The 17,193-nt window shown below is 62.5% G+C and carries 16 protein-coding genes; 9 read left to right on the top strand and 7 right to left on the bottom strand.

Annotated features, from left to right (window positions below):
- Positions 1-21: 21 nt before the first annotated feature.
- Positions 22-1,386: a replication initiation protein gene (locus tag NCR37_RS18995; protein ID WP_250474383.1), complete on the bottom strand. Its 1,365-nt coding sequence runs from the start codon at positions 1,384-1,386 to the stop codon at positions 22-24.
- Between the two features lie 1,650 nt (positions 1,387-3,036).
- On the opposite strand from NCR37_RS18995, the gene NCR37_RS18990 reads away from it, so the two are divergent.
- Complete coding sequence (locus NCR37_RS18990) at positions 3,037-4,233, top strand: DNA-binding protein (protein ID WP_250474382.1); 1,197 nt, start codon at positions 3,037-3,039, stop codon at positions 4,231-4,233.
- A gap of 48 nt (positions 4,234-4,281) precedes the next feature.
- Here NCR37_RS18990 and NCR37_RS18985 read toward each other — a convergent pair whose 3' ends face one another.
- Both NCR37_RS18985 and NCR37_RS18980 read right to left on the bottom strand, forming a co-directional pair.
- Positions 4,282-5,295 (bottom strand): tyrosine-type recombinase/integrase, encoded by a 1,014-nt coding sequence (locus NCR37_RS18985; protein ID WP_250474478.1) that lies wholly within the window; start codon positions 5,293-5,295, stop codon positions 4,282-4,284.
- Positions 5,296-5,476: 181 nt separating this feature from the next.
- Complete coding sequence (locus NCR37_RS18980; protein ID WP_250474381.1) at positions 5,477-5,833, bottom strand: DUF2471 family protein; 357 nt, start codon at positions 5,831-5,833, stop codon at positions 5,477-5,479.
- Between the two features lie 236 nt (positions 5,834-6,069).
- Between NCR37_RS18980 and NCR37_RS18975 the strand changes: the two genes are divergently transcribed.
- Positions 6,070-6,258 carry a CsbD family protein gene (locus NCR37_RS18975; protein WP_206469004.1) on the top strand — a complete coding sequence of 63 codons (189 nt, stop codon included), beginning with the start codon at positions 6,070-6,072 and terminating at the stop codon, positions 6,256-6,258.
- Positions 6,259-6,379: 121 nt separating this feature from the next.
- Here the strand turns inward: NCR37_RS18975 and NCR37_RS18970 are convergent, their stop codons facing one another.
- The gene (locus NCR37_RS18970) at positions 6,380-6,982 is read right to left on the bottom strand and encodes a helix-turn-helix domain-containing protein (RefSeq protein WP_250474380.1); all 603 of its coding nucleotides are present in this window, start codon (positions 6,980-6,982) and stop codon (positions 6,380-6,382) included.
- Positions 6,983-7,114: 132 nt separating this feature from the next.
- Between NCR37_RS18970 and NCR37_RS18965 the strand changes: the two genes are divergently transcribed.
- Together NCR37_RS18965 and tdh are read left to right on the top strand one after the other, a co-directional pair.
- The gene (locus NCR37_RS18965) at positions 7,115-8,317 is read left to right on the top strand and encodes a glycine C-acetyltransferase (RefSeq protein ID WP_250474379.1); all 1,203 of its coding nucleotides are present in this window, start codon (positions 7,115-7,117) and stop codon (positions 8,315-8,317) included.
- Between the two features lie 90 nt (positions 8,318-8,407).
- Positions 8,408-9,439 (top strand): L-threonine 3-dehydrogenase, encoded by a 1,032-nt coding sequence (tdh, locus tag NCR37_RS18960; protein ID WP_250474378.1) that lies wholly within the window; start codon positions 8,408-8,410, stop codon positions 9,437-9,439.
- 8 nt (positions 9,440-9,447) lie between these two features.
- Here the strand turns inward: tdh and NCR37_RS18955 are convergent, their stop codons facing one another.
- Complete coding sequence (locus NCR37_RS18955; protein WP_250474377.1) at positions 9,448-10,077, bottom strand: YceI family protein; 630 nt, start codon at positions 10,075-10,077, stop codon at positions 9,448-9,450.
- Positions 10,078-10,265: 188 nt separating this feature from the next.
- On the opposite strand from NCR37_RS18955, the gene NCR37_RS18950 reads away from it, so the two are divergent.
- From NCR37_RS18950 to NCR37_RS18935, 4 genes are all read left to right on the top strand, one after another.
- Positions 10,266-10,793: a hypothetical protein gene (locus NCR37_RS18950; RefSeq protein WP_250474376.1), complete on the top strand. Its 528-nt coding sequence runs from the start codon at positions 10,266-10,268 to the stop codon at positions 10,791-10,793.
- Positions 10,794-11,386: 593 nt separating this feature from the next.
- Complete coding sequence (locus NCR37_RS18945; protein ID WP_175940799.1) at positions 11,387-12,049, top strand: response regulator; 663 nt, start codon at positions 11,387-11,389, stop codon at positions 12,047-12,049.
- Positions 12,046-13,425, top strand: coding sequence for an ATP-binding protein (locus NCR37_RS18940; protein WP_250474375.1), 1,380 nt, complete (start codon positions 12,046-12,048; stop codon positions 13,423-13,425). Before NCR37_RS18945 ends, NCR37_RS18940 begins: the two co-directional genes overlap by 4 nt.
- Positions 13,426-13,455: 30 nt before the next feature.
- Entirely contained in the window at positions 13,456-13,674 is a 219-nt protein-coding gene (locus NCR37_RS18935; protein ID WP_250474374.1) for a hypothetical protein, read from the top strand.
- Positions 13,675-13,721: 47 nt separating this feature from the next.
- Here the strand turns inward: NCR37_RS18935 and NCR37_RS18930 are convergent, their stop codons facing one another.
- On the bottom strand, positions 13,722-14,645 hold the full coding sequence (locus tag NCR37_RS18930; protein ID WP_250474373.1) for a LysR family transcriptional regulator: 924 nt from the start codon (positions 14,643-14,645) through the stop codon (positions 13,722-13,724).
- Positions 14,646-14,740: 95 nt separating this feature from the next.
- Positions 14,741-16,147, bottom strand: coding sequence for an MFS transporter (locus tag NCR37_RS18925; RefSeq protein WP_250474372.1), 1,407 nt, complete (start codon positions 16,145-16,147; stop codon positions 14,741-14,743).
- 273 nt (positions 16,148-16,420) lie between these two features.
- On the opposite strand from NCR37_RS18925, the gene NCR37_RS18920 reads away from it, so the two are divergent.
- Complete coding sequence (locus NCR37_RS18920) at positions 16,421-17,191, top strand: IclR family transcriptional regulator domain-containing protein (protein WP_250474371.1); 771 nt, start codon at positions 16,421-16,423, stop codon at positions 17,189-17,191.
- Positions 17,192-17,193: the final 2 nt, after the last annotated feature.

Raw genomic sequence — 17,193 nt, 5'->3', positions numbered from 1 at the left:
ACGCCGCCTCGCTAAGTTCGCTCAGCTCGCTCGCGACTGGCTCAGCGTAAAAGCGAGCAAGTCGCCATCGGTCGGCTCGCCCCACGTCCGCCGGGCGAGCCAGTCGAAGAACGACGTTTCCGCAAGCTTGGAGTCTAGTCCGCGCTTTCGCCAATCGTCGCGCATATGCGCTCCGAGCTCCGGCAACAACTCTTGCTCGAAGCTCTGGCGCGCGAGCTCCCGTTCTTCCTCACCTTGCTCTTCGTACATTGCACGGGCTTCCTTACGCCGGAAGGCCGAGAATTCCCCCAACAACCGCGCTTTGAGATCGTCCGCCGCCGAGGCGCTCGGCGCACCGGCGCGCGGCGACGCGCCGTTCGCAGCTGAGGGCAACGCGTCGACCAGCGGCGCATAGCCCTTCTTCAATGCGTCTTTGAACAATGCGGCGGCACTGCGGACCGGCGGCAAAGTCGTGCTGCGCATGCGCTGCTCCGTCATCAACAGAGCGGCGCGGATGCGATTCTCCTCGCTGTCGGCATAGAGGGTCTGCGCTTCCTTCAGCGGGATCCCGATCTTCACCATACGGTCGACGAGCGTGCTGTCGAAGACATTCGGATGCTCGTCCAACGCAAGCATCGGCTGCTTGCGCTCGGTCACGCGGAATTGAATCTCGGCGACGCGCCGCCCCTCTCGATGCTCCACCAGTTCGACGAAGATATTGGTTACGGCGTTGACTTCGGCAATCGCGGGGCGCAGGTAATCGCGCTTGAAGTATTTGTACTCGCGTTTCGCCTCGTCGCCGGCTTCCGTGTCGGGCGTGCCAGACAGAATGGGCCGCCACCACTCCCAGGTTTCGCGCATCGTCAGATGGCTGGGATTCGTCAAATACCGGACGCAGATCTCGTACAGCGCAAGGCCGGCGCTGCTGCGCAACTGGCTCTGGAATTGGAGACTCAGCCTGGCATACTGAACCGGGTCGAGCAGCTTCTTCTTGATCTTCGGGGCGAATGAGAACTCGACCCAGACCCGACGCGTAGACGGGTCTTCGAGGATTTCCGCGTCGGCGATCAGCGTGGATATGCCCCACTTACGGCCAGGCTTCTGGCTCGACGTACCGGTGCTCCACTCCACTTGAACTGAAACCATGCGGCGCAAGTGTTCTTTGACGAGTGCCGTGTCGTTCGAATCGAAGGCCGAATTTGCGACAATATCCGAGAGCAGCGCGCGATATGTGTCGCCAGATTCGTCCGCTTGCTGCGCAACGGCGAGCAAGACGTTGAACAACTTGCGCGTCAGCAGCGTGATCTTTCCGCTTTTGGGCTGAATCGCGATGGCCTCAACGGCCTTGCGCAATTCCGCCGAGCTGGGGCTGACTACGTCGGTTTTCTTTGCGCGCCTAGTCGCCATACAGGTATCGAATTCAGTATTGCGGCAAGCATAGCGGGTGCGGTGATCCCCGTCTACCGGGTGAGATCACCCTTTGGATGGTGATGGCTAGCTCAGGTCGCAGGCTCACTGCGGTGCGCTCCCGAAAAGGCTCACCCCTCACCTGTTGTCCTCATTCGGTTTACCCAGAATCCGCGCGGGTAAACGCTTCGTCCCGTTCTTCGGCAGCGGCATCCGACTGCGACAAGGGTCCCGAAAACGCTCACCTAGGAGGTTTTTCGACCAGAAACAAGGTGTGGCGCACGAGAGACAAACAAAAAACCGTTCGCTTACCCGCAGTTCGGCCGTGTAGCACTCGTTTTCTCCGTTTCGAACAGCGGCCGCAGAACCCTCGAGCGGAACTTACTCCCGCAAAGTCTCACCTTCGCGCCCAGCAAACGTTACGGAGCGGCCTTCGAAGCCACCGAGCCACGACAAGCTAGAGCGGACCAGTCCCGAAAAGCCTCACCTTACCCTGGAAGAACAAGCACAGCGGCTCCCGAAAATGCTCACGTCGGGTTTCCCGCAAAACCTCACCTTTCGGTTTTGTGTACGCCAAACATGGTAAGGAGAAGGCTGATTTGGGACGATAGCGGGTCCGTCGAGTGGCGAATGTTCCCGCAAAGACTCACTGTAGCGAGTGCGCAGGCATTCGGACGAGGCGCAACGTGCCGCCGAAGCTTCAAACTTCTTTCACAGAACAGAGATAAGTTGTTAATTGGCCTAGGTTATCTGCGTTGGACGCGCCCGTCGCGGTGCCCTGTACGCGCATCCCGAATAATCTCACCCACCGCCAAGTTGCCGTTCGAAAGGCGATCAGCCTCCCGAAAACGTTCACCTTTCGGTACCGCGACTGTCGTGCGCGCTCCCGAAAATCCTCACCGAAACCTGCGCAAAAGGGCATTCAGGCGTTGCACGTCGACAAATGCTCCTGAATGACCTCACCTTAGAAGGCGAATTCGGCCCGTAAACGCTCACCAGAGGGAAAAATCGACACAAAAAAGCAGCGCGAGCACGCCTACGCCGCTCTCCCGCATCGTCTCACCGATGTGAAGACGCACAACGCATCGGTTTTCGGCATGACAAGGCGCTCAGATGCGGATCCTCCCGTATTCGCTCACCAATCTGCGAATGCTTCTTCCCGAAGCCGCTCACTAAGCCTCCTGGTTCCTCTCACTGATCATCCCGAAACACACCACCTACGCCACCCGTAGCGGCTCACCAACTATCCCGCAAACGCTCACCGAGCCGGCCGGGAAGCCTTACGCCATAAGGGTTGGACGAGGCGTTAACTGTTTCAACAAGGGTTCAAGGGTGTTTACTTCTAATACTCTCAAGGCTGTGCATTTCCTGCAAAGAATCCGCACCGCTTCCCACCAGCCACTTGACCGTGTTGTTCACAACTCCCTGTGAAACACGCGGTTGCTGTTCGTGATCGCTTCAATCGCCTAAGAATCATGGGCTTAGGACAACAATCTCATCATGTTTCACATGGATCGTCTACAATCCCAACGTCGTTGCATCAAAATACGCTGTGGTGTCCCAGAAGGCTTCTCTGGGCCAAACCAGGATCGTCGTTGTATCGCCTGAAACGTAAATCGTGCCGGGCAAAACATATCTCGTTGAGGAACAATGGACTCGCACCTTCGCGACACTGTTCGCCAAGAGCTGGAGAGAATGCGTTCAGCCGGCGCACGCCGACACGAACTCTCTCAGCATGCCTGCCGACGACTCTTTTTCGACCTCGGAATCCGCCCGTCAGTTACGACAGTGCGGGATTTGACGCAGGTCGGTAGTGCTACTGACATCCCGCGAGACATCGACGCGTTCTGGGAGACGGTCCGCTCGAGTGTTCGGGTGCGCGTCGAGGCAGGCGGAATCCCGCAGGCACTCCAGGAACGTGCGGGCGAGTTGCTCGCGGAGCTTTTCGTCGAAGCTAGGCAGCAGGCGGGCATTGCGCTCGATGACGAACGCTCCCGAATAAGCGAAGATCTCCGCCGTGCCGAAGCGAGCGCGCGCGACGCAGATATTCGCTGCCAGGCGATCGAACAGGCACGGCGAGACGCCGAGACGCGAGCCGATGTCGCCGCGGCGCGGATAGCGTCGCTCGAATCGGAGGTGACCCGACTGCGGCAGCGCGAGGCTGATATCCAAGAAGAGCTCCGCAACGCGATGGCTCGCTGTCAAGCCGAGAATTCGGCGCTTGCCGAGCGTCTTGCGGCAGAACAGTCGCAAACGGCGCGTCTGCGCGACCGTCTAGACGATCTTCAGGACGAACTGCGGACCAACACGGAACGTTACGCCCAGCAAATCAACGACGCAGTCAAGGATGCAGAGCGACGCGTGAAGCCGATGCTCGTCGAACTGGACAGCTTACGGGGTGTCTCCGCGACCTATCAGACAAGCATCCGCGAAGCCGGCCGCAAAGAGTTTGAGTTCATTCAACAGCTTAGCGTCGCGCGAAGCCGGGCGGATCGCCTGGAGTCGCAAGTGCGCGCGCAGTCCGACGAGATTGACGCGCTCACGCGCGAGCGCGACGCACACCGGGTGCGGGCGCGCATGAGCACGGAAGTCGGCGAATTGATTGCGTCGCTTGCAGTGGACGGACGGCTCACCGATGAAGAAATCGCCGCTCTCGGAGCGCAAGCCGATCTGTACGTAGCCGTGCCGCCAACCTGCCCCGGCTGCGAGGACGGAGAACCCGAACTGCAACTGCACGAAGACGAATACGAGTTGTGTTGCCCCAAATGCGAGCGAACCTCTGGCCCGGCACCGTCGAAATTGTCGGCGTTATATGGCTTTCGACACGCGTCTCAGGTGCGCGCCTGACGGGCTGATTCCCTTGTGGGCGATAGGTGAGCGTTTTCGGGAGCGCCGTCAGACGCCGGTAAGCCCTGCTTCTTCGCTCGCGCCAGCCTGAGCCTGCGCGAGATCGCGCTCCCGTATTTGCTCACCCATCCAGTCCTGCCACGCTCTATGGAGCCGATGCACAGAAATCATCTGCTGGAAGCCCAGCCACTGGCCAACCCGCTCCGGGTCGACGCCTTCGTCGAATAGCTCCGCCGCGTAGGTGTTGCGAAGCGTCTGCGGACTGGCTCGCGCCACGCGAGACGCTGCCATGCCCGACTCGGCCACGACCGCATCGATGGCGCGGAGCATCGTCGCCTTGTGCATGGGCCGGCCGGACGGCGCCGCGGGAAAGAGCAGTTCACCCGCCAGCCCGGCTGCTCGGCGCTCGTTGATCCAACCGTCCAGCAACTCGACGGCGAACGGCGCGAGCCGGGCCTGGCGGATCAAGAGCGGATTCGATGCATCGACCGTTATGTAGGGCGCGCCCGGCGCGTAGCAGTCGACGGTCAACTGCGCCGCCTCGCCCGTTTTCACCCCCGCGCCCAAGAACGCGGCAACCAGCGCGCGGTCGCGTTGTTCGCGCCAGCGCTGTCCGGCCGGCAGCGCGCCCAGAGGCGAAAACAGATGCGCGGTCAGCAAGGCCCGCTCGTCGTGCGTCAGAAAGCCGGTGGGCTCGTTGTCGCGCGCTTTGCGCCAGGCTGCATCGCCGTCCTGCGCGATGAACCGCGCGGGATTGGTCCCCGCGGCCTCGATTTCCCGCACGTGATCGAGCACGCGCTCGATCAAACGCAAGTAGCGCATCCGCTGCGGACGTCGAATGTCGAGCTGCGAGACAAACTGTTCGATGACGGGCCGTTGCACGGTGTGGAGCGTCGCCCGTTTCGCCTGTAGCCATTCGAGGAAGTTGCCCCACTGCGCGCGATAAACATCGGCCGAAGACGCGCGGAATTCTTGCTGGGCAAGCCATGCGTCGAAGGCAGCGTGCGGGTCGGCCTGCCAGTCTGCGCGCTGTTGGTCGAAGAGATCGGTGGTTGTCGGCATTGTGTTCGTAGGGCGATCTGACGCTGTTCGCTTTGCAGAGAGGGTCGGGCTTCGCGTGGCGGGCGTCAAGCGTCCACTGTACCGAACGCTGCGCGCGCTGGCTGCGCCCATGTGCTAATCGGCTAATCGGCGAAGCCAGGCGTTAGCGCGGTGTTGGATCGCCCATCCGTTGGCTGCTCGATCAATGACCCGCGATGGCCAGTTGCGGCCGGCCCTGCCGTGCAGCGCACTCGTAGGCGTCGACGGCGAAGCCGAACACCGCAGGCAAAGCGTCGGACGAGGCGATGTCCACGACGTCGTCGGTCTCGGGATAGGCGAAGTTCTGCGGGCGAGCAAACAATTCGCGCAGCGCGGCTTCGTGACGGCCCGCGAAACCGAGGTCTGCAACGGCCTCCGCTTCGATCGCATGCAAGAGACGCCACGTCAGCGGCACGCCCTTGTCGATGTAGCGAGCCGCTATTTGCCGCGTGATGCTTTCGAGGTCGCGCACGGCCCGCTCGAACTGCTTTTTGCTCAGATGTTCGCCGTCTGACTCCATGTTGTCACCCCTCGCACCGGTCCTTGTACTGTATAAATATACAGTATCGTCGCGCCTGAAAATAGCGTCGCGCTGTTCGGCCGTCGTGTATGTGCGATTCCGCCTACGCGTTGTTCAGACATCCGCGGCTGCCCAAAGGCATCGGGATGACGCATCCTAAGCCTGCGCTGGAGCGGTTTCCACCGTTCCAAACGACGCATAACGCAATACTTTCACGCTGAACCAAGGAGAACATGATGAACAAGGACCAAGTAAAAGGCGTCGGCGAGCAAGTGAAGGGGAAGATCAACGAAGTGGTCGGCAAGGCTACCGACGACCCTGCGCAGGAAGCCAAGGGTGACATGCAACAGGTCGCCGGCAAGATTCAAAAGGGCGCGGGTGACGTGCGCGAAGATCTGAAGGACAGCGTGCGGAAGAATCCGTAATTAGGGGCGCGGCCGGCACCGATGGTTGAAGGCGGGGCGTCCAATTAGGCGCCCCGCTTCGTATGAGCACTCATGCACCCCGAACTTGATGCGCATAAAGTTCGGGGAGCCATCCGCTGGATCAACCATGAATCACCACAAGCAGCGCCTTCGCTTCCGAACGCCCCGCGTTGCGAATGGCGTGACTGTCGTCGGCCGCATACCGTGCGGTCTCGCCCGTTTTTAGACGACGCGTCGAAGCCGCTACTTCTACCTCGATCGTTCCATTAAGCACGGTCAAATGCTCGCGCGTGCCTGGCTCGTGTGCGTTGGATCGGAGCGCCGCGCCAGCCTGCAACGTGAGTTCATACCACTCGAACTTTCCCGCGAGTTCGATCGGCCCCCAGACGCGAAGTTGATATCCGCCGTTGTCGCCGCTCAAGGTCGGTATGTCGTGCGGGCTCGCGACGCGGATCGCTTCGGCAGGACGTTGTTGCGCAAATAGCTGATCGAGGCTGATACCGAGCGCATTCGTGAGCCGCCACGCTACCGCGATAGTCGGATTGGCTCGGTCCCGCTCTATCTCGGACAACATCGACTTCGATACGCCAGCCGCTCGGGATAGATCGTCGAGTGTCAGCTTTCTTTCGTTGCGCAATCGTTGAATCTGCTCGCCGACGCGCGGCGGAACAGACCCAGTCGCCGTCGGTTCCGTGACTATCGGATCTAAACGCGAACTTGCCATGACGCTTCGATACCCTTAGAGTGTTCTCTATATTGGAAATTCGTTCGAAATATCGAACGTGTCCAATGCGATGGTTCGACTATAACAGGGCTAACACGCCGCGTGCGCACGCGGATACAACCGGAAGATGCCATGAGAGACCGCTATTTGTCCCATCTTCGCGACGTCATCGACGATATTCGCGCCGCTGGGTTCTACAAGAACGAGCGCGTCATTGCGAGTCCGCAGTCGCCGGAGATTCGCCTCGCGGACGGGCGCGACGTGCTCAACTTCTGCGCGAACAATTACCTGGGGCTAGCCGATGATCCGCGCCTGATCGAGGCCGCCAAAGCGGGGCTCGACGCCGACGGCTTCGGCATGGCGTCGGTGCGCTTCATCTGCGGCACTCAGACTGTCCACAGGTCGTTGGAAGGCGCGATTGCGCAGTTCCTTCAAACCGACGATGCGATTCTCTATTCGAGTTGCTTCGACGCCAACGGTGGCCTGTTCGAGACGCTTTTGAGCGAAGAGGACGCCATCATCAGCGATGAACTGAATCACGCCAGCATCATCGACGGCGTGCGGCTCTCGAAAGCGCGACGTCTGCGCTACAAGAACAACGATCTGGCGGATCTTGAAGCGCGTCTAAAGGAAGCGGACGCCGCCGGCGCACGCTTCAAACTGATCGCCACTGACGGCGTGTTCTCGATGGACGGGATCATTGCGAATCTCGCGGGTATCTGCGATCTAGCTGACCGTTACGACGCCCTCGTGATGGTGGATGATTCGCACGCGGTCGGCTTCATCGGCGAGAAAGGACGAGGCACGCCCGAGCACTGCGGCGTGCTGGACCGCGTGGACATCATCACCGGCACCCTCGGGAAGGCGCTCGGGGGCGCTTCCGGCGGTTACGTCGCCGCACATAAAGAGATCGTCGAACTGCTGCGCCAGCGCAGCCGCCCGTACCTCTTCTCCAACACGCTCGCGCCCAGCATTGCGGCTGCATCGCTAAAAGTGCTCACGTTGCTGGACAGCGATGAAGGCGCGGCGCTGCGCTCGCGCGTGCGCGAGAACGGCGCCCGATTCCGCCAGGCGATGTCTTCTCTCGGTTTCGATCTCGTCCCGGGCGAGCATCCGATCATTCCGGTCATGCTTGGCGATGCGCAGTTGGCGTCACGTATGGCAGATGCTCTACTCGACGAAGGTGTGTACGTGATCGGCTTTTCGTATCCGGTCGTGCCGAGGGGACGCGCACGCATTCGCACGCAGATGAGCGCGGCGCATACACCGGAGCAAATTGATCGCGCGGTGGAGGCCTTCGCTCGTGTGGGAAGGTCTCTTCGTGTCATCCAGTGAGCGGTGTCGCTCGCCTGACTTTATGCGCATAAAGGCCCGTCTGTCCCACACGCGACACACAGCAACTACCCACATCAGGACCCGCCTCACATGAAAGCTCTCGCCAAACTGGAACGCGCACCCGGCCTCACGTTGACCCGCGTAAAGCGTCCGGAGGTCGGTCACAACGATGTCCTTATTCGCATTCGCAAGACTGCAATTTGCGGTACGGACATCCATATCTGGAAATGGGACGACTGGGCGCAAAAGACGGTGCCGGTGCCGATGCACGTGGGCCACGAATACGTGGGCGAGATTGTCGAGATGGGACAGGAAGTGCGCGGTTTCGCAATCGGCGATCGCGTGTCGGGCGAAGGTCACATCACATGTGGCTTCTGCCGCAATTGCCGCGCCGGGCGACGGCACCTGTGCCGTAATACCGTCGGAGTAGGCGTAAACCGCGAGGGCGCGTTCGCCGAGTATCTCGTGATCCCGGCGTTCAACGCGTTCAAAATTCCCGCCGGCATCTCCGACGACCTCGCCGCCATCTTCGACCCGTTCGGCAACGCCACGCATACCGCCCTGTCGTTCAATTTGGTGGGCGAGGACGTGCTCATTACCGGCGCAGGTCCGATCGGCGTGATGGCGGCCGCTATTGCCCGGCACGTCGGCGCGCGGAACGTCGTGATTACCGATGTCAACGCCTATCGGCTCGACGTCGCGCACAAGATGGGCGCGACGCGTACCGTCAACGTCGCGCATGAGGATCTGCGTGATGTCATGCGTGAACTCGGCATGACCGAGGGATTCGATATCGGTCTCGAAATGTCCGGCGTGCCGAGCGCCTTCACGGGCATGCTGGAAGCGATGAATCATGGCGGGAAGATCGCGCTGCTCGGCATTCCGCCCGCGCAGACTGCCATCGACTGGAATCAGGTTATCTTCAAGGGGCTGGAGATCAAAGGCATCTATGGCCGCGAGATGTTCGAAACTTGGTACAAGATGGTGGCGATGTTGCAAAGCGGACTCGATCTGTCGCCGATCCTCACACATACATTCGCCGTCGACGATTACGAGCAAGCGTTCGCAACCATGCTCTCCGGCAACAGCGGCAAAGTCGTGCTCGACTGGACTGCGGCCTGACCCCAGAGTTATTCCTTCGGCTTCCCGAACTCGGCCTGAATGGCGACGTGCACATCGTCGCCGACGGCGGGAAACCACGTCGTCAGGCCGAACGCCGCGCGGCTGAAATGCCCGTCGGCGGAAAAGCCGAGCGTCTCCTGTTTCGTCAGCGGGTTTGCAGCGTGGCCGTTGAACGTGACGTTGAGCTTCACCGGGCGTGTCACGCCGCGAATCGTTAAGTCGCCGGTGAGTGTGCCGGTGTTATCGCCCGACCGCTCGAATGTCGTGCTCTGAAAAGTAATGTTCGGATACCGCGCGGCGTCAAACATGTCGGGTCCTTTCAGCATGCGGTCGAGCAGCGGCACGTTCGTGTCGACGCTCGACGCGTCGATGGTCGCCTGAACGGGGCTCGCCGCCATTCCGCCGGCTTTCCAGTCGAGGCGTGCCGATACCTTGTCGAAGCGGATCACGAATCGCGAATAGTGAAAGTGATCGACGTCGAAGCTCACGTTCCAATGATGCGCATCGAGTTCATACCGCCCGACTGGCACGCTGGCTTCGTTCGCCGAAACGCGGTGCGTCACGACATTCAAGGCCGTGCATCCGCACAACAGCGCGACCGAGCAAACTAATGCCGGATAGTGCCTCGCAGCGTTCATCACGGACTGACTCCAGAAAGAAGCTCGTTCTCGACAACGAATGAACAATCAAGCAGACCACAACTAGAAATACAACGGCCGTCACGCCGATTTCGTCCGCGCAAACGAAAATGACGCGTTTCAGGTAGAGTTCGCGTCGATTCTCATCTCAAAAAGGCGCCATGGCCACGTGCGATGGCGGATAAAACATGCGCTTGTGGCGGCACCGCTTTTACCCGCTTCGCTCCCGATGGCTTGCGGTCACGCTGCTGATTGTCTCAGCCGCGTTCACCTGGGCTTCGCCCGCGCAGGCCGCAGGGTGCGACGACGGATTATGGATCGACGCGATGATCGGCTCGCACCACTTTCATCCCGACAAGCATTTCGAGCAGTTCAACCCGGGAATCGGCGCCGAATGCTGGCTCGCGCCGCAGTGGGCCGTGACCGGCGGCTATTTCCGCAACTCGCTGTCGAAACCGTCGTTCTATGGCGGCGGCGTCTGGGCGCCCGAATTCCTCCATTGGGGCTTCGTACGGCTCGCCGCGATGGGCGGGCTGATCTCGGGCTACGACTACGGCCGCTGGGGCATCGGGCACGATCACATGGTGGGCCCCGTGGCCGCGCCGCTCGTAATGGTGGCTTACAAGCGCGTCGGCGCGAACTTCATCCTGATCCCGCCGATTCCGTCCAGCGATCTGCCGTTTACTATCGGGTTTCAGCTTCGCGTGAAGTTCTGATGCGGCTCCGCTGGAAAACGGGAAACAGGCTGCTCCTGAAAAACCTCACCTGAGCCACGCGCAGAAGCCCGCCGACAGGCGGTTCTTCCACCCGATTCCCGAAAATCCTCACCTCAATGCCAGCCCGAGCGCCAGCGGGACAAAAAAAGAGCCCGGCCATGAGCCGGGCTCGAACCGGACCGGGCGAGTTCCGAGTCACGCCCGACCGCGTGGACTTCTCGACGAAAGCGCCCGCGACGACAGCCGCCGCCGCGGCAACGACGGCTTTCGGCGCGATGCAGTTCGAGATGCAATTCGAGGAGCCAGCCATGCGCATCGTCTCGATGGAGATTGGCCGCGCACGGTCTGTTCGCGGCGTCGAATGCAGCCTCGCGATGCGTCGTACGACGCGCACCACGCCCGCCATGCTGCATCGGAGACCGCGACGCACAGCGCGACCAGCACCGCATGCGCGCGCACGGTTTGCGGCGTGCATGGCGGTATAGTGCGGGCTGATTGCTTATGCGATGCTTAAGTTCGGCGTGCCGGGCGTTAAGTGGCGCTTAAGCAAGACGCAAGGAGAATGGCCGCGACGTCAAAGCTTGGGGAAGGGCATGCGCCTGCTTTTGGTAGAGGACGACGAAATGATCGCCGAGACGGTGCTGGCCGCGTTGCGCCGCTCCAGCTACACCGTGGATTGGGCGCAGGATGGCCGCGCGGCCGAATTGTCGCTCGGCAATGACGTGTACGACCTCGTGTTGCTGGATCTCACCTTGCCGAAGCGCGACGGCCTCGATCTCCTCGGCGTCTACCGCAAGAACGGCGGCCATGCGCCGGTCATGATCCTCACGGCGCGCGACGCGGTGGATGACCGCATCCGCGGCCTCGACGCCGGCGCGGACGACTATTTGCTCAAACCCTTCGATCTCGATGAATTGGCCGCTCGCGTGCGCGCGCTGCTGCGCCGCCGCACGGGTCATACGCAGCTCGTCTACACACACGGCGACTTGTCGCTCGATCCGGCCGCGCACGAAGCCTCGAAGGGCGGCGTCGCGCTGAATCTCGTGCCGCGCGAATTCGCGCTGCTTCAGGCGTTGATCGAGGAGCCGTCGCGCGTGTTCCGCCGCTCGGAACTGGAAGAGAAACTCTATGGATGGGGCGAGGAAGTGGGCAGCAACGCGATCGAAGTCCACGTGCATAGCCTGCGGCGCAAGATCGGCGCCGAGCAGATCGTCACCGTGCGCGGCGTAGGCTATCGGCTGAAGAGGATCGGATGAACTCCATCCGGCGCTGGCTGCTCGGCTGGCTCATCTGCGGACTCGCCGCGGCGTGTCTGCTCGCGGGCTACGGCATCTTCCACATGGCGCAGCTGGAGGCGGGCGAACTCTTCGACTACGAGCTGCGCACCGTCGCGGTCTCGCTACCGGGCAACATCACTGCCTCGGATGTCGCGGAAGGGCGCAGCCACGACCTTGAAGGCATTGCCGACGACCGGCTCGTCATCGACATCTGGGACAAAACCGGGCGGCTCATCTATCACTCGCCGCATGAACCCGCGCTGCCGCGTTTCGGCGACGGCTTCCGGTCCGCCGAGCGCGAAGGCTACCGCTGGCGCGCGTTCGGCATGACCTTGCCGGATCGCTTCGTGCAGGTGGCGCAGCCGTACTTCGTGCGCGAGGACATGGCCATTTCGCTCGCGCTGCGCACCATCTGGCCGCTCGCGCTGTTGATACCGGTCATCGTGGTGATCGTGCTCGTGGTCGTGGCGCGCGGTCTCGCGCCGGTGCGCTGGCTCTCGCGATCGCTCGCCGCGCGTTCGCCGGAATCGGTCGCGCCCGTGTCGCTTGCCGCGAGCACGCCCGTCGAACTGCGCCCGCTCGTCGATGCGCTGAACGGCCTGCTCACGCGTCTCAACGAGGCGTCGGAGGCGCAGCGCACATTCATCGCGGATGCCGCTCACGAACTGCGCACGCCGCTCACCGCGCTCAAATTGCAGATACAAGGCGCCATCAGCGACGGCTCGCTGAAAGTGGACGAGGCGACGGTCGGCAAAATCGATGGACGGCTGAACCGGCTGATTCATCTTGCGCAGCAGTTGCTCAGCATGGCGCGCGAGGACGCGGCACGCGAGGCGGCCATCGCGCCGATGAGCCTGCGCACGCTATGCGAGACGCGCGTGTCGGACTTCTCGCTGATTGCGGAGGCGAAGTCGATCGACCTCGGCCTCGAACTGGAAGATGCACGCAGCGAGGACGACGCGTTCGCGATCCTCGGCGACACGCATGCGCTCGCCGTGCTGCTCAATAATCTGCTCGATAACGCGATCCGCCACACGCCGCCCGGCGGACGCGTCGATGTGACGCTGCGCCGCGAGTCGAACGGCATCGCACTGACGGTCCTCGATACGGGCCCCGGCATTCCGCCCGACGAGATCGACCGCGCGTGCGACCGGTTTTATCGCGGCGCGGGGACGCACGGGCAGGGCAGCGGGCTCGGGCTTGCCATTGCGTCACGCGTGGCGCAGCGGCATCAAGCGGCCTTGACCGTCGAGAACCGCGCGGGCGCGGGCGGGCTCGCGGTGTCGGTGCGCGGCTTGCGCGGCGTCGAGATGAAAGAGCAAACAACGGAGTGCGCTGCCGTGGCGATCCGGTGACGCTCTGAGCTTTCACGAGGCTCGACTACGATGAACCGCTGGTTTCGTATTGCTTTGCTGGTTCTCGGCTTCGCATCGGCGCTGACTTCATATGCCGACGATGCCGCCAGCGCGTCCGCCGCCTCTGAGCCCAAGACGCTGAAAGAACGGCTCGGCGACAAGGCCAGCGACGAGCAACGCGTCGACCATTGCAAGGTGCCGCCCGAGCGTCGTGGCACGAAAGCGCGTCCGGATGCCTGCGCACGCTGACCACGCGGCGGGAGCGGAGCGACTTCGATAAACGCCACGCACCGCGATCACCCGCCTGTATCCGCCCCGGTCAACGCAATCACCATGTCGAGAAACGCCCGCGTTTTGGCCGGCGGATGATGCCGCGACGGATGAAACGCATAGAGCGGAAAGCGCTCGTCGGGCCAGTCCGGAAACAGGTCGATCAGCGCGCCCTGCGCCATCAGATGCGCGTGACCGAGTTCGAGTATCTGCGCAATGCCGTATCCGGACAGGCACGCGCTCAACATCGTGCCGGGATCGTTCAGCGTCAGATGCCCGCGCGTGTCGACCGTGAGCCGCTTCTTTTTCCGATGAAACTCCCACGGGAACGGCCGCCCCGTTTCGGGATCGCGGAACTCGATGCACGTGTGAGCGCCGCTCGCGAGCGCCTGCGGTGTCGCGGGCCGCCCGCAGCGCGCGATATACGACGGCGCGGCCACGGTGCGCACCGGCGTATCCAGCAACTTGCGCGCGACGAGACTCGAATTGCGCGGCTCGCCGAAGCGCACGGCGAGATCGAAGCCATCGGCGATCATGTCGCCCAGGCGGTCGCGCGTGAGCAATTCGAGTTCGAGTTCGGGATGCGCTTCCATGAACGCTTCGAGCTTCGGTCCGAGCACGAGCCGCGAAAAGATCGGGTCGACGTTCACGCGCAGCCGCCCGCGCACCGCTGTTGCGCTGGCCGATGCAGTGGAAGCCGCTTCTTCGAGCCCGACCAGATGCGGCATGACCTGTTCGAAGAAGCGGCGGCCGTCGTCGGTGAGCGAGACCGTGCGCGTCGTGCGGTCGAACAGGCGTATCTTCAGGCGCGTTTCCAGACGCGCAATGGCGCGGCTCACGCCCGGCTGCGACATGCCGAGCTTCTCGCCGGCTGCGGCAAAGGTGCCCGCATCGACGATCGCTGCAAACACGCTGATGCCGTTCAGGATGCGCTCGTTGAACCCCGCCATTCATGCCTCCGCGTCATGCAAGAAGTGGCTCGCACGTTATCGCGAAGCAACAAAAAGGGCCCCGAAGGGCCCCATGGATCACACGCGTGTTTGGTTCAGGCGTGAGCCTTGGCCACCTTCTCGACGGCCATCGAATCCGCGCGCATGCGTTCGTATTCCTGTTCGCTCATCGGCACGGCGTCTTTCTTGCCGAGATCGTCCAGGCGCACGCGATACGTCTCGCGCGCCGACCACGCCGCGATCGCCGCGATGATCGTCACGCCGAACGCCAGCGCGCCGACCGTGAGCGGAATGTTGGGCGATCCCGGCGGCGCGACGGCCGCGAACAGCGCGGGCAGCAGCGCGGTAATCGTGGTGCCGATGTTTTGCGCAATCGCCATCGCCGACACCCGCGAACGCGTCGGGAAGAGCTCCGGGAAGAAGCTCGGGAAGATCGCGTTGTAGCCCTGATACACGATGCCCCACATCAGGAGCGACATGACGATGGCGAGCGGCACGTTGCGGATGCTGATGGCATACAGATACGCGAACGACAAGAGACCCGCGAGCAGCGAACCGACGATCATCGGCATGCGGCGGCCGATCTTGTCGGACAGGTTGCCGACAAACGGAATCACCAGCACCGCGAGAATGTTGCCGACGACCGGAATCCACAGATACACGCTCTTCTGGAAGCCGATGCCGTACGACGCCTGCACCGCATAGGCCGCGCCGAAGATGGTCGCGACGACCGGAATCACGTTCATCAGCGCCATGCAGACGACGCGGATCATGTCGGGCGTGCTGTTCGCGAAGGCTTCCTTGATCGGCGACTTCGGCAGCTCGCCGTGCGCGCCTTCCGCCGAGAACGCGGGCGTCTCATGCACTTCGCGCCGAATGATGTAGCCCGCGACCAGGACCAGCGCCGACAGCAGGAACGGCACGCGCCAGCCCCACGAATTGAACATGGGCTCGGGCATGAACGCAGCGAGCGGCAGGAATACGGCAGCCGCGAGGATCTGGCCGGCCTGCACACCCTGAAGCGTAAAGCTCGCGTAGTAGCCGCGCCGGCCGAACGGCGCGTGCTCCAGAATCATCGAGCTCGCGCCGGAAATTTCGCCGGCCACCGCGAAGCCTTGAATCAGCCGCAACACGACGAGCAGCGCGGGCGCCAGCATGCCGACGCTGTGATACGTCGGCAAGAGACCGACCGCCATCGTCGAGAAGCCCATCAGGAACATGCAGATCAAGAGCACGTTCTTGCGGCCGTGCGTGTCGCCCAGATGACCGAGCACGAACGCGCCGATCGGCCGCGCCACATAGCCCACGCCGTACGTCGCGAGCGATGCGACGATCGCCACTTTCGGATTACCCGACGGAAAGAACAGCTGCGGAAAGATGAGCGCCGCCGCCTGCGCGTAGATGAAGAAATCGTAGTACTCGAGCGCCGAGCCGATCCAGCCGCTCGCCGTCGCTTTTTTCGCCTGGCGGCCGCCATGCGCCTCTTCCTTAGGGCTAGCCATAGAAGTGTCTCCGAATGATGATTTAACGAGTGGTTCCGCTACTGCCTGTGCCTTTCTTCTTACCTGCGTTTTCTGCCGATTCGCGCCGCCGCGTGGTCGGGCGGCGAGGCAATCGGGCCAGGCTCGCGAACGTGTTCCTTACAAGTGAGACGAGCATAAGAGCGCAACCACGAGCGGGCAATGATTTGTGATAAATTGTGCGCGATTATCGCACGCATGCGTCCGATAATCGGCCGCTTTGGGGGTTAGCACTAGCAGAGGCTCGAACCGCATATGACGAAACCGGCACTGGATAAGCGAGACTGGATCGCCGGGCTGGAGAAGGGGCTGGCGATCCTCGAAGCGTTCGACGACCAGCACGCGCGCATGACCCCGACGCAAGCGGCGGTGCGCACCGGCATCACGCGCACGGCCGCGCGCCGGTATCTGCTCACGCTCGCGCACCTCGGTTATGTGCAGACCGACGGCAAGCTCTTCAATCTGACGCCCCGCGTGCTGCGCGTGGGCTGGTCGTACTTCGACTCGGCGCGGCTGCCGCGCATCGTCCAGCCGTATTTGCAGCACCTGAGCGCGTTGATCCATGAGAACGTGTATGTCAGCGTGCTGGACGAATGGGACCTCGTCATCATCGCGCGCAACGGCGCCTCGCGCGTGATGACCACCGGCTTCGTGCTGGGCGCTCGCGTTCCGGCTGCGTTGATGTCGGCCGGACTCGTGATGCTCGCCTACAAGACGGACGAGGACGCGGTGCGCGCATGGCTCGACGCAACGGAGTTCAGGCCGTTCACGCCGCTCACCATCACCGACAAAGACGCGCTCTACGACAAGATTCGGCAGGCGCGCGCGGAGGGCTACGTGGTCTTCGAACAGCAGTTGCAAGTGGGCGTGCGTGGCGTCGCGGTGCCGATCAAGAACCGGCATGGACAAGTGGTCGCGGCGCTGTCCGTGAACATGCCGATCGGGAAAGAGACGAGCGAGGCCGCGCTCGCCCGCGTATTGCCGCCGTTGCAGGAAACGGCGCTCGCGATGCTCAATGTGATCTAGCG

The organism is Caballeronia sp. GAFFF1 (genome assembly GCF_023630705.1).
Lineage (GTDB): Bacteria > Pseudomonadota > Gammaproteobacteria > Burkholderiales > Burkholderiaceae > Caballeronia.
This window is presented reverse-complemented; position numbering and strand designations above follow the sequence as displayed.